Origin of the sequence: Bacteroides sp. LFL-34, assembly GCF_027257075.1 — a bacterium.
Classification (GTDB): domain Bacteria; phylum Bacteroidota; class Bacteroidia; order Bacteroidales; family Bacteroidaceae; genus Bacteroides; species Bacteroides ovatus.
Map to the genome: position 1 here is coordinate 1 of NZ_JAPQKZ010000012.1, position 14,499 is coordinate 14,499.

The 14,499-nt window shown below is 36.8% G+C and carries 8 protein-coding genes; 2 read left to right on the top strand and 6 right to left on the bottom strand.

Going from position 1 to position 14,499, the window contains the following annotated elements:
- Window positions 1-143: 143 nt before the first annotated feature.
- The 3 genes from N5O98_RS09135 to N5O98_RS09145 all read right to left on the bottom strand — a co-directional run bounded on the left by N5O98_RS09135 (window position 144) and on the right by N5O98_RS09145 (window position 6,575).
- A complete protein-coding gene (locus N5O98_RS09135) occupies window positions 144-1,604 on the bottom strand; it encodes a SusD/RagB family nutrient-binding outer membrane lipoprotein (RefSeq protein WP_004299187.1) in 1,461 nt (486 codons plus the stop codon).
- A gap of 13 nt (window positions 1,605-1,617) precedes the next feature.
- Window positions 1,618-4,572 carry a SusC/RagA family TonB-linked outer membrane protein gene (locus N5O98_RS09140; protein WP_332108454.1) on the bottom strand — a complete coding sequence of 985 codons (2,955 nt, stop codon included), beginning with the start codon at window positions 4,570-4,572 and terminating at the stop codon, window positions 1,618-1,620.
- 830 nt (window positions 4,573-5,402) lie between these two features.
- Window positions 5,403-6,575: a site-specific integrase gene (locus N5O98_RS09145; protein ID WP_004299185.1), complete on the bottom strand. Its 1,173-nt coding sequence runs from the start codon at window positions 6,573-6,575 to the stop codon at window positions 5,403-5,405.
- Window positions 6,576-7,024: 449 nt separating this feature from the next.
- Between N5O98_RS09145 and N5O98_RS09150 the strand changes: the two genes are divergently transcribed.
- Both N5O98_RS09150 and N5O98_RS09155 read left to right on the top strand, forming a co-directional pair.
- Entirely contained in the window at window positions 7,025-10,060 is a 3,036-nt protein-coding gene (locus N5O98_RS09150; protein WP_269495617.1) for a SusC/RagA family TonB-linked outer membrane protein, read from the top strand.
- 19 nt (window positions 10,061-10,079) lie between these two features.
- Window positions 10,080-11,492, top strand: coding sequence for a RagB/SusD family nutrient uptake outer membrane protein (locus tag N5O98_RS09155; protein ID WP_004299182.1), 1,413 nt, complete (start codon window positions 10,080-10,082; stop codon window positions 11,490-11,492).
- A gap of 626 nt (window positions 11,493-12,118) precedes the next feature.
- Here the strand turns inward: N5O98_RS09155 and N5O98_RS09160 are convergent.
- The 3 genes from N5O98_RS09160 to N5O98_RS09170 all read right to left on the bottom strand — a co-directional run bounded on the left by N5O98_RS09160 (window position 12,119) and on the right by N5O98_RS09170 (window position 14,478).
- Window positions 12,119-12,769: a MarC family protein gene (locus N5O98_RS09160; protein WP_004323496.1), complete on the bottom strand. Its 651-nt coding sequence runs from the start codon at window positions 12,767-12,769 to the stop codon at window positions 12,119-12,121.
- A gap of 61 nt (window positions 12,770-12,830) precedes the next feature.
- Window positions 12,831-13,523 carry a YjjG family noncanonical pyrimidine nucleotidase gene (locus N5O98_RS09165; protein WP_004299179.1) on the bottom strand — a complete coding sequence of 231 codons (693 nt, stop codon included), beginning with the start codon at window positions 13,521-13,523 and terminating at the stop codon, window positions 12,831-12,833.
- A 97-nt stretch (window positions 13,524-13,620) separates the two neighbouring features.
- Entirely contained in the window at window positions 13,621-14,478 is an 858-nt protein-coding gene (locus N5O98_RS09170; RefSeq protein WP_004299178.1) for a Cbp1 family collagen-binding glycoprotein adhesin, read from the bottom strand.
- Window positions 14,479-14,499: the final 21 nt, after the last annotated feature.

Below are 14,499 nucleotides of genomic sequence, written 5' to 3' on the forward strand. Positions count from 1 at the left end.
TAACGAAAAACTTTATACCTAAAGATACGAAAACTTTGGGTAATAACAAAGCCCGGGCTTGAGAAAGTCTGGGCTTTGCGCATAAAAAAAGGCTGTGTCAGCGTTTTGACACAACCTCTTTCGTATCATTTATGGTAATTCAATTATAAATCAAACCATAGTTTTTCCCAGATTTTCGGAGATTCTTTCGGTGCATTAATATTAGCTGTCATTTCTTCAGGACTATATTCCCATCTTCTGATCAATTCTTTTGAAGTTGCATCTTCCGGGACTTGCAATGTCGGGACCTCGTTTCCGGCAGTACCAGATCGCCTCCATTGTACAAACTCCTCAAACGGACGATCCATCAAATCAATCCATTGCTGCATATGAATCTCATACAGAGCTTTTTCCTGGGTCATCGTTGTCAATTCCGGTAAACCTGTAACATATGTATCAATATCGGATTCCGCAACTCCATAAAAAGCACATGCTTCACGAATTCCTTTCAGGTACAGTTCATTAGCTTTCGACAGATTTTGAGCAACTCCTAATCCGCGCGCATAAGCTTCTGCTTCCAAAAGTAGCTGTTCTTGACAAGAATAAATCAATTCCGGAGCGTCTCTTCTGAAAAGGTAGTTGCTTACAACAGATGACAGTAGATTTTCTTCATCATCCGTCTTTGCAGCCTCTCTATTACCCAACCCCCGGTATACACCATCCGCACCCGGTTCAAAATAACAGGGAATACGGGGATCATTACGTTCTTGCATCGGTTTCAACATATAATTGCTGGCAAAGAACAATATTTGTGTCCCCCCAACCAATTCTATAAGTTCATATTTAGGGTTCTGGTTACCCGGATCTGTAGAGTAAGGAAATACCAAATTGTCCGCTGCTGATGCAACCATTCCTCCAGCCTGCAGCAACGTACCAATAGCAGCAGCCTTAGAAGGGTCTTTATCTACCATAACCATCAATGTTCTGAATTTTAAAGACTTTGCCAAAGTCATCCATTTGTTCATATCACCTTTGTAATAGATATCGTACTCATCAATTGCATTAGCATCATTCAGATCTATAAGCTGTAATGCCTCATCAAGTAATGACAAAACACCATTCAATACACTTTCCTGAGAATCAAATTTCGGATATTTAATTGTTCCGTTCCAGGATTCTGTGAAAGGAATATCTCCCCACAACATCGTTGCCTCATACATATGCTCAGCCAAAAGAATCTTACACTGCGCAATAGCATTGTGATTCACCGGTTCTGACTCTTCTGCATTTTTAATAGCTAACATCAAATTATTGCCACCTACAGAATAATAATGTTTCCAGACATTCCCTGTACTATAAGGAGAAATAGTATATACAGATTCATCCCAGCCACCGTAATCAAGTCCACCATCAACTTGACACTGTGAACTCATAGATAAAGGAATATAAAAGTCACCACCAGTGCGTGTTCCAGCCCAGTTTACAGCTACATAGTTAAACAAATACCCGGGATCAACTTTCTCGGCAGTATTGGGATCATGGTTAATATCGAGCCAATCGCTACATGAAGTTAAACATGCCAAAGCGCTCAATGCGTATGTTAATATTTTCTTTTTCATTATCATATTCGTTTAAATCTTACAATGTTAATCTGACATTAAATCCAAAACTTCTGGTAGAAGGTATGCTGTTAAACTCTACACCACCCCCAATCTGAGAAGGACCGAAGAAGTTAGCTTCCGGATCAATATGTGGCACATGATCTTTAATAATCCATAAGTTACGTGCCTCAAAACCTAAATCCAATGATTTAACAAAAAAGCTCTTGAACCATTTGCGTGGGAAGCTATAAGACAACTGTACCTCTCTGAGTTTTACAAATGATGCATTATAGATATTCCCTTCATTATTACTAGAATTGGATATATGCTGCCAATAATCCTGCATACTTTTCACAGGAACATCATTAGGTCTATATGTTCCATCATCCTGAAGGATTACACCCGGCTCAATAAAGGAAGCATCTTCACGGTGAGCTATTGTTTCAGCAGCCAAACCGCTACTTCTTAAATTAGCTACAGTCTCTGAATACAAAGAACCTCCATGACGGATATCAATCAAGAAACTCAAGGTAACTCCCTTATAAGTAAATGTATTGTTGATTCCCATCGTAAAATCAGGATATACATCTCCTAAACGCACGTTATTAACAGTTTCTCTCAAACCTGTTTTAGAATTAATCACATAATTTCCTTGGTCATCACGTTTCCAACCCGTGCCATACAAGCCAAACGAATCTCCTTTAGCAGCCTTAATTTGTAAACCGCTCAGTCCACTCGTTAACGTATATTCATCAAGTCCTTCAGCTAACTCCTCCACTGTCTGCTTATTTGAAGCAAATGTTGCATCCAGGTCCCATTTAAAATCACGTGTTTCCACAGGAGTCAACCCCAAAGTTACTTCAACACCTTTATTGGCAATCTTCCCGGCATTAATATTATTGGCAAAGTAGCCTGTTGACAATGGGACATCAATACTTACAATCTGATTCTTTGTAATATTGCTATAATAAGTCATATCTAACCTAATTTTTCCACCGAAGAAACGCAAATCAGCTCCAACTTCAAAAGAACTTTGATTTTGCGGCTTCAAATTCTCATTTGGTAAGACACGAGGTCCCGTAAAGCCAACTAATCCCATATGGGGGAAAGTGTTAACATTACCCAGATATTGCAAAAAGTAAGTACTAGCGGGAGTATATTTAAATGCCAAATTGTACGGATCTTCATCACTACCCACATTAGCATAACTCAAACGAACCTTACCAAAATTCAGAATATCTTTGTTTTCCATCAACTCCGTAAAAATAAAACTACCACTTATGGAAGGATAGAAATAGGAACGATTATTGATCGGTAGAGTAGACGACCAGTCATTACGTTCTGTTACATTTACGAAAAGCATATCTTTGTATCCCAAACTAATATCTCCATATAAACCAACAAGACGTTTCTTTTCATAATAATTTACCGGAGTAGTAGACTTCGCATTAGTATATGTGTATAGCCCATCAACAACCAGATTCTGCGCCTGCACATTTTCATTCTTCCATTCCTCCTGATAGAGATTATGCCCCATCATTACCTTAAAATGATAGTCATTTGCAAAAGTCTTCTCGTAAGAAACCATTAAGTCATTATTTATAATTCTTTTATACAAATTCCAAGTCTGGAACTTTCCGTTCAAGGCTCCTACAGTACCTTTTGCATATACCTTACGCCTTCCTTCTGTGTAAAAATCTGTTCCGGCATTATTGGTGATAGTCAGTCCTTCAATCGGTTTATAAGTCAATGTGATATTACCAATCATACGATCTAAATTATTGGTAAACTTATTCTTATTAATAATCCAATATGGATTATTACTTTTACCTTCCGGATCTAATGTGATTTGCTTTCCATTCTCATCCACCCAATTCTTTTGAATATCATGTATATCAATAGTTCTCGGCAATCCATTAATCAATGGAATCAGTAGGTTACTATCATTTGCACCTTGCGCTGGACGACCTTCAGAGTCGGAACGTATATATTGAGCAGAAATACGACCTGTGAAGTTCTTAGTAAAATTCATACCCGCATTGACAGAAAAAGCGTATTTATTATAGTCAGATCCAGGTACAACACCAGTCTGATTAGTAGAAGTAAAGCTCAAACGGAAGTCCGCCTTTTCACCACCCCCCGCAACTGATACATTATTAATATAACTCATTCCCGTTTCATAGAAATCCTTTACATTATCAGGATTTGCCTTCAAAGTCACTTTATCACCTTTGTAATCTGTAAACTGCTGATCTTGTACCGATGAGATCTTCGGTCCCCAACCATTCAACATTTTCACATTATATACACCATAACTGCCTTGTGCATATTCATTTTGAAAGTCAGGTAACTTTAGTACATTTTCAAATCGTGTAGAAGAGTTTACTGTTACAAACACCGGTGAGTTCTTCTTTCCCTTCTTAGTAGTAATAACGATAGCACCATCCTTTGCACGCGCTCCATACAATGCTGTTGCAGCTGCTCCCTTCAATACATTGATAGATTCAATATCATCTGAATTAATATCCCCTGCACGATTACCGACATCAACTATACCATTAGTTCTGTCAGGGTTATAGGAACCATTGTCAATTGGAAGCCCGTCAATAATAAATAAAGGAGAAGAAACGGTACCAATAGACGAAGCTCCACGAATCTGTATACTTGAACTACCACCTACCGTACCAGATGATTGGGCTATTTGCAGTCCCGCAATCTTACCAGACAATGAATTAAGTACATTACTTTCACGTGCTTTAGTTATTTCATCTCCCTTCACACTAGATACGGCATAACCTAGGGATTTTTCCGATCGCTTAATCCCCATAGCTGTCACTACAACCTCATCTAGATTTTGGGAATCAGACTTTAGCACAACTTTTAAAGTTGGTTTGATCACCACTTCTTGTGTCTGCATACCAATATACGAAATCTGCAAAGTCTTTGCAGAACTAAATACAACTATAATATGTTGATTACTAACAATATATATGATGTTTGCTTTCCTTTGGAAATATTTTTTTGTTGTAGTTATTATACAGATTATCAATATATTAAGCACCTACCAAACATATTAGTTTACTGATTTATGATACCAGATTTCTATCAAAAATAGGGCATAACCATCTATTAATTAATTATTTAAGTTCTTATCTTATATGATATAAGCTAAAACTTATTTCCATCTTAACTGTTGAAGATGGTTTTCTTGTTCTAAATTATATCCAATAATTATTGACTATAATAATATATTCATTAGCAAACGGTAATCTAAGAAAAAGAAAAACTCCAGATGAAAAAATGCATATTTTATTACTGTATATTTTAAAATATGCAGGGGTGGATTCAAATATCCTCCAAAATCGCAGAGAATATGATTGATGAATATTTATATTGGATGGTTATATGCTTTTTCTGTATCAAAGAGATTGTGTAATTACATCTAATTATGCAAAAAGAGGTATTTATCATTTATCTGATGCTAAAATGAAAGAACCCCAAATGCCGGATTTTAATAGCTATTAGAGGCTGTCAAGTTTATAAATTAGCTTTTAATCCTTTCCTTTTAAAGAAAGCAAGGGCTTCTCTACGACCAATGACTCGTTCCTTTTAAAGGAACGCTTTATTCCTTTAAATGGGACGAGTGATAATATTCGTAATTATGATGTATCTTTAGATTATATATATGCGTTTTCGGAACTTATATTGCATATTCTTTCATTTAATTATACACACTTTCTTCTATTAGAGAAAATTATACCTTCCATTTCTATAACCAAATCTTAAAAACAGAACACTTTCGTTTAGTTTTTGTGCTTATTATTATTTTTTTGATGAGGCAGTTTTCTCAAGATCACGCACCACTGTAATATCCATTATATTCGCATATACCTGCGTGGTCTTTACACTTTTATGTCCTAACAGTTTTTGTACAGTAGTTATATTGGCACCATTATATAATAATAAGGTAGCATTTGTATGACGGGCGGTGTGAAACGATACACGTTTATCAATTTTAGCCAAGCCTGCCAATATGTTTAATTCCTTATTAATATTAGAATTGTCTTTCAACTTGAAAAAACTATTGAAGTCATCTTTATAGCGTTGCAATATCTGGATTCCTTTACCCTCAAATAATAAATATAAAGGAAGGCGTACCTCCATACCTGTTTTGACAGATTTGTATATTATCCAAGTCTCCTGATGGAACTCAACAATATTTGCAGAGGTCAGATTAGTGAAATCAGAATATCGTAATCCAGCATAACAGCAAAATAAAAAAGCATCTTTTGTTTTTTGCAGTCTCGTATATCTTCCAGTCAGCTGCAAATTCTCAAATTTGTGTAACTCTTCCGGAGCTAAGTGTGTATGGCTTCCTTCTATACTTTTAATTTTATATTTTCTAAAGGCATACTTCTGTATATCCATATACTCCTTATTTATTGCAACATTAATATATCGTTTCAGATGCTTCATGTGCTTGGCAATAGTATTAAGGTGATAACCTTTAGATTGCAGATAATTATCAAATGAAGACACAAACTCAAATGTCAAATCGGTAAATAATACCTCTTTCTTGAACTCCTGAAGTAATTCAAGCGTGGAAAGGTGATTTTGACGGGTACTTTCTTTCAAAGAAGAATTGGCTATCTCCTCTTTAAAAAAAGTCAAAAACGACCTTCCATTGCTTAGAGGTTTATCAATAGAATTTTTTAATAAATCTAACGATATGGACTTTCCCTGTTGCCATAGTCCAAGTTCTGTTTGCTCAATAGCTGCTATATTTTCATATAACATACGATTCAAAACATTCGCATTAGGATGATTCTTCACCATTTTTCGTTTGGCATCCCACTGTTCCGGTTTGAGATATATTTTGGTGGAGAAATACATCTTTTTCCTGTTCAGATAGGCTTCTACCTGAACTAATGCCATTCCTCTTTTATTCAATCTCTTCTTTCTGTTAAACACAAGGTTGTAACTGATCTTTTCCATACTTTCATTTTTTAATTAATAATAGAACAAATTAGACGTAATTCTGTGCTATATCAGAGGCGAATAAGCATTAATATCTCTAAAAAATAAATCTTCAAATCACTTGGTATTCACAAAACTTTAAATTAAATGCCACTTTTTTATTCGCTTTTTCACGAAAAAAGCAAAAAGAATGGCTTTTAAAGGTGTTTTATGACTAAAAACGAGTAAAAGAAATATTAAAAGAGGCATTTTGCTTATGCAAAGTGTCAATTGCTGTTTTAGCAATCAAAGCTTTTGGTTGAAAAAAATATGCTTATCGGCATAAATACAGCTTGTAAAATAACAAAATGTTATATTTGCAACCTTTTTTTATTAATATAATTGCTAGTTTCAGTTTTATTAATATATTTGCAAATTGTTAGAGTAAAGATACAAATAATGTAAAGTTAAACTTTAAGAGAGAATTTATGAAAAGAAAATTAATGCTGTTATTGGCATGCCTTTTTGTGGGCATAGGCCTAGTAACTGCCCAGACTCAAAAGGTCACAGGCGTTGTGATTTCTGAAGAAGACGGGCAGCCAGTTGTTGGCGCTTCTGTGTTGGTAAAAGGTACCACTCTGGGTACAATCACAGATGTAGATGGTAATTTTAATTTGTCGAATGTACCAAGTTCTGCAAAGACTTTGCAGATTTCGTACATCGGTATGCAGACGCAGGAAGTGGCGATAAAGCCCAATTTGCGAGTGGTTCTCAAATCTGATGCACAGCTAATAGATGAGGTTGTGGTAACCGGATATGGGGTAACTAAAAAAGCGGCATTTACGGGATCTGCCCAAACGGTGGATAATAAGGACTTGATGAAAAAAACAGATGCAAACTTTATGAAGTCTTTGGAAGGATCAGTAGCTGGTTTACAAGTAAATAGCTTGACTGGACAACCTGGTGCATACGCTTCTACTACTATTCGTGGAGTTGGTTCAATGAATTCTGGAACCGAACCTTTATACGTAATTGATGGTATTGCCATTTACACAGACAAAATGGGGGCTTATAACAAAGCCGGGACAGGGGATATGGCGGCAAGTCCGATGGCTAATATCAATCCTAACGACATTGAGTCCATCACAGTTTTGAAAGATGCTACAGCTACAGCTATTTATGGAGCTCGTGCAGCGAATGGAGTAATTGTAGTTACTACTAAAAAAGGTAGTCTGGGAAAAGCGCGTTTTAATGTGAATGCAAAAGTCGGAACTAGTTTTGTAGGTAAGATAGATCATAATTATCGTACGACAAATCTGGATAAATACAAAGAGATCTGGACCGAAGGACTAACAAATGCAGGATATGACGGTGAGGATGGCATGACTTCTGCTGAATGGCTGAATGCCTATGTTATGGATTGGTATAATGTGGACTTGACGCAAAATATCAAGAGTGTGGATTGGCTGAAGGAGATTCTGCAAAATGGTTTTTCACAAGAATATGATATCAGTGCTCAAGGTGGGAATGAAAATTTGCGCTATTATATTAGTGGAGGATATTTTCAGAATACAGGTATCGTCATCGGAACTGGAATGAAACGCTATAGCGGACGTATTAGTTTAGATGGAAAAAGCGGGCGGATAGGATATGGACTTTCTGTGAATGGAGCACTCTCCGATATAAACAATACTATGACTGAAAGCCAATATACTAATCCTATTGTAGCAGTATATGACATCCGTCCGTTTGAACAGGTGCGCAATGAAGATGGAACATATAATACAAATGTTAATTATAATCCTGTAGCCATTAACGATAAAGAAAAAGGTGATAAACGCAATCAAAAGCAGATTACATTGGTTGTGAATCCATATTTTACTTATAATATTATTGATGGCTTAACATGGAAGACAAATGCAGGATTGAGCTTAATTGACTTGGACGAGTTCTTTTACAGTTCAATTTATAATCCTCAATATTCCGGTAGCGGTATGCTTGGTCAAAGAAATCAGGAAAGGGCAACAACCTTGACCATTACCAATACCGTAAACTTCAACCGCACTTTCAAAGACATGCATCATTTGAATGTATTGTTGGGACAAGAAGCACAGAAAATATCTTATAGAACAATTTATGCAGCTGCCAGTGGATATCCTAGTGATGCTGTTTTTGAATTGGACAATGCTTCCAAGCCAACAGGGGCGGGATCTTCAACCAAAGCAAGCACTCTTTCTTCGTTCTTTATGAATGCAGAATATAACTTGAATGATAAATATTATCTGTCAGGCAGTTTCCGTTATGACGGCTCGTCAAGATTTGGTGTAAACAACAAATGGGCTTCTTTCTGGTCTATAGGAGCAAAATACCGCATCTCTAACGAAAGCTTTATGGAAAATACCAAAAGTTGGTTGACAGATTTGACTATCAGAGGTAGTTATGGAACTGTAGGTAATCAGGATATTGGTTATTATGCAGCAATGGGATTATATAATTATGGATATTCTTATAATGGTAAACCAGGAGCTATTCCTTACCAAATAGCCAATCCGGATCTAAAATGGGAGACTGTTGCAAAAGCCGATATCGGTATCCATGCTGTTTTCTTTGAAAGACTGACACTCGAAGTAGATTATTATAACCAACGGACAAAAGATATGATATTTGATGTACCACTTTCTTACACAACTGGATTCGGGTCTATCCTAAAAAATGTAGGTGAGATGGAAAACAAAGGTATAGAATTCTTGATTAACGCTAACGTACTTAGAAATAAGGATTTCAGTTGGGATGTTCGTTTCACTGGTACGGCAAATAAAAATAAAATCATAAAACTTGCCACAGAAAAACCAATTGAGAATACTCTAACTATCAGAAAAGTTGGCGAGGCGTATAATACATTCTATATGCCGGAATATGCAGGAGTGGATCCTGAAACAGGAGAAGCAATGTGGTATAAAGGACAAGAAGGGGATGAGAAAACAAAAAATGTAAATGAGGCCGGTCAGCGAATTGTAGGTTCTGCCGATCCTAAATTTTATGGTGGCTTTGGAATGAATTTCAAATACAAAGGTTTTGACTTCTCTTTTGATACCAGTTTCACCTTGGGAAATAAAGTATATAACTCCGGATTTGCATTTGATATGCAGGTTGGACATTATTTCTTAGGTCCGGTATCTAACTATGTTTATGACAACCGCTGGCAAAAGCCGGGAGATATAACCGACGTACCCAAATTTGTAGCTGGAGACAACTCGGGAGCAGAAACTAATTCCAGCCGTTTCTTAATGAACGGTTCTTATTTGAGAATGAAATCCATGGTTTTAGGATATACTCTTCCGAAGAACCTTATGAATAAAGTGGCTATTGACAATTTAAGAGTTTATATCTCTGCTGACAATTTGTTCACTATCACTGCTAAAGATTTTATAGGATTTGATCCACAAACTAGATCTACCGGTATGCAGTCTTGGGCATATCCTGTACCTAGAAATATCATGTTCGGTCTTAATCTTAGCTTCTAAAAAATAACTTTAGAAATTTATGACAATGAAGAAAATATTATTTGCTTTATTAACCGGTTGGATGGCAATTTCATTCACCGCATGCGATGACTTCTTGACAGAAACGCCATCAACTTCTGTTCCGACAGAAGAAGCCTTGGTTACTACCCAAGATTTTCAGAATGCTTTAAATGGTGTATATTACACATTAGGTTCATATCGTTTTCTGGGACGTGATGTATTAGCAATTGGAGATGCGCCAACGGATATCACTTCACATTCCGTTGCAACGTCCCATTTCTATGACATCTTCCGCTATCAGATACTGGATACTAATTCATACATAGAAGAAATATGGGCATACGGATATTGGGCTATCGACCGTTGTGCACGTATCATTAAAGAAGGTGCTTCATTTAAAGAAGTAACAAAGGGGGATCTGACAGAAGTGGAAGGATGCATCGCTCAAGCCTATGCAATTAAAGCCCTCTGTTCTTTCTATTTGACTAACATGTTTGGTTTGCCATATTCGGAAGCCAACAAAACGACATTAGGTATCGTAAACGTTACTGAGCCCGTCCCTGCCTATTCACAGGTGTCAAGAGTTAGTGTAGAACAAAATTATAGCCTGATTCTTGATGATATAACGAAGGCTAAAGAATATTATGCTAAAGAAGGTGTTGAAAATGTAGGTAAACAGTATATGAATACGGCTGCAGTTGCTGCACTTGAAGCTCGCGTAAAACTCTATATGAAAAATTACGAAGGGGCTATTACGGCGGCTCAAGAGGCAATAACCCTAAGTGGTGGTACAATTGTATCAACCAAAGAAGACTATAAGAATATGTACACGACATTGGCTGTTTCGACAGAAGACATTTTCTTTATAGCAAAAGCCGAAGATGATTATTTATCTGCTAATGCTCTGAATACTTTATGGAATAAATACGGTTTGTCTATTAACAGCGCAACAATAGCAGAATATTCATCTAATGATATTCGTCTGGCACTTCTTGGCGGTACGTGGACTGGTGGAAAAATGCGTGGTATCACAACCAATAATCAGATTTCTAACTTGCCGGTTTTCAGACTGCCTGAAATGTATTTAATACAGGCAGAAGCATATGCAAAACAATCAACTCCTGATTATGGTAAAGCTAAAGAAAAACTGTTGGAAGTAGCGGCAAAAAGAAACCCGGATTTGGATGATAGTGAAATTGCAGAGGATCAGACGATTATTGATGTGATTGACAAAGAAAGAAAATTAGAACTGGTTCAAGAAGGACATCGCTTCTTTGATGCAAGAAGATTAGGCAAAATTATTAGTGTGGCAGATGGAGCGTATACTAATTTCAACATTGCCAAATTTGTGTACCCAATACCTTCTTTTGAAGTTAATTCAGGTTTTGGAGTTATACAAACAGAGGGATGGAGTGATAATCTACCTCGATAAAACATTTTTTAATATTGCCTCCATATAAGGATAAGTTTTAAATAAGTAGATGAGACCTGCAATTTTAGAATTAATCGAAATTGCAGGTCTTATTATTTATAAATATATACATAAATAGTTTTACGTAAGAAACATTTACTTCAACATCGTATCGAATAATGGGGAGAAGGAGCACGTCTATTAGACTACAGACGTTATATTGATCCGGAAGACTGGGAAATGACGATGATGATTCCAATGACAGAGTTCGACGGTAATGAAAGCTTAAATATTGCCACTGATCAGAATCCATAAACAATTCACTTCTTTTTAATGAAATAAAAAAGAGTAGATACAATATATCCAATTCCAAGATATAAAAAAGATACTGATTTATAAAGGTAAAAATGAGACTAAACTCTTTGGCAAGCCTTGGAGTTTTAGTCTCATTTCTATTAAGGGGGTTATAAAAAAACTCGGGAATCTATTTTTTACAAAAGTAATTTAAAATAAAATATTCCTGATAGTTGTCATCCATTTACGGCTTTATTTATATATATCTTATTAACTTCTATAAGGGTAGTTCATTTTTTACAGCAAAGATAAATTTCATTTTAAGGACTCTTCAACCCTTCTATCTTTTATCATCAAGGAAGCATCCCCTCTCTCACAATATCCACCAAAATCGGTTTCAATCCGCTGACGAAACATTCCACCGCAATTACCATCAGAATCAATCCCATGAGGCGCATCATTACATTGTTTCCCGTCTCGCCCAATACGTTTACCAATTTCGTAGAAGCACGAAGAATAAAGAAAGTCAGCAGATAAATCAGGGCAATAGTGCCGATCAAAATTCCCTTCATTTCATAAGAATGTGCATCCTGCATCAAGACAATAGCATTGGCAATCGCTCCGGGACCGCATAACATAGGAATGCCGAGAGGAGTAATGGAGATATCATCCGCATACGTTTTGATTTCTTCATCTTTCAGTTTCATTGGTGTATAACGGGCTTGAAGCATATCAAAGCCGATCTTGAAGATAATCACCCCACCGGCAATACGGAAGCCATTGGTAGAAATACCGAAAAACTTAAAAAGAAACTGCCCGGCAAAGACAAATACCATTATTGTAATAAACGACACAATGGTGGCGCGACGTACGATAGACTGACGTTCCTTATCCGTCATACCATGAGTCATGGTAAGGAAGACAGGCATCGTTCCCAATGGGTTGGTCAATGTAAAGAATGAAGTGAAACAAAGTAAGGCAAAAGGCAGAAGCGTACTATCCATGATTATATCGTATTTTATGCAAAATTAAAACGCAACAAAAATACGACTTAATCCAGAAAACCTATAATAAATCCATTAATTCTTTCAAGGAATGTATGTGATAAGTGGGAAGAAAAGGGAAAGTAGTCCGTTCCGTCACATTGTAAAAAGCCTGATGCATCCCTACTCCGTGCGCTCCGGTTATATCCGCTTCCCAACTGTCACCAATCATCAAGGATTCGCGCAATTCGGATTGAGTGGCAGACAAGGCAAAATTAAATATTGCCGGCCAAGGCTTCAACACTCCGAGATCTTCCGAAAGAATCACTTTTTTGAAATACCCGTCCACTCCTGCCGACCGCATCTTGCATGATTGCAATTCACGGAATCCATTGGAAAGGATATAGAGGTTATATTTAGGAGCAAGATATTCCAATACCTCCTTTGCATGAGGCATCAAAGTACTTTTAGTGGGAATAATCGCGAAAAAATCTTTCGAGAACTGTTCGGCAAGCGCTTCATCTTCCACTCCCACAGCCTGTAAAGGATAAAAGAAACGTTGACGGTTCAATTCATCTTTCGTTATTTTTCCTTCGCCGTACTCAATCCAAAGTTCGGTATTTCTTTGCTGATAAAGGGTATAATAATGATCGAACGAATCAAAATAACGGTCGAATGAATATTTCTGATATACTTCTTCAAAAGTATCACGGGCATTTTGAGAGAAAGCCCAGATGGTATCATCAAGATCAAAAAAAAGATTTTTATATTTCATCAGTAGTTATGCGTATAATAAGAAACAAAAAAGCCAATGTGCTAATTTCTTGAATCCAGGAATCAGCACATTGGCAATTCAAAAAGGGATGTCTACCTTATTTTACTTGAATAACCAAGTATCTGGATACACTCCAGAATTCAGTAGGATTAGTAATCTTCAATGTCAACTGGCCTTTGTCATCTTTTACCAATTCATAAGAACCGGACGGATGAGTAGTCAGTAACTCAGCACGTTTAGAGTACAACTTGATTTCTTTGGTTGTACGGATATCGATTTGAGTGAAATAATCCTTATTGAAATCAGCGCTCTTCAATACATCTCCGCTCTGAAGAATCTTTTGAGCTTTCAATTCAGATTTAGTACCGAATACGAACCAGGCAGCATTCAAGCTCTTTTCCTGTTCAGCAACGGTTTTAGCTTTCGCTTCGTTTTCTGCAGCCAACGTTTCTTTAGCAGCAGACAAGTCGCTGACAGCAGCATCCAATTCCTGGATACGGATATTCTTGGAAGCCAGTTCTGTTTGAAGTTCTTCGATACGTTGTTGTTTAGCGTTCAATTCAGCAGTCAAAGCAGCAACAGCTTTTTTCATCTGTGCAGAATTGTAATTGCTGTTCTTCAACTGTGCCTGCAACTTTGCAATCTGCGCTTTGTTTTCTTCCATCTGTTTAGAGATGAATTCGATGTCAGAAGCAATCTGTTGCTTGGCGCTGGCAGAGTTTTCAGTGATGGTTCCACGTTGCAAGTCAACACGACTTTCGGCAGCATTGATCTTACGGAAACCTTCCTGAACTTCATTGAAAGTACCCATCATATCATCCAGTTCAGCATTGCGCTGGTTCAGTTCCATCAAAAGAGAATCATTTTCAGCTTTCAGGTCTTTACTTCCACCTTTAAAGCTATCACACGAAGCTAACATGGCTACGCATACAAATAAAACAGCTAACTTTTTCATACGTTTACGTTTTACGTTTTT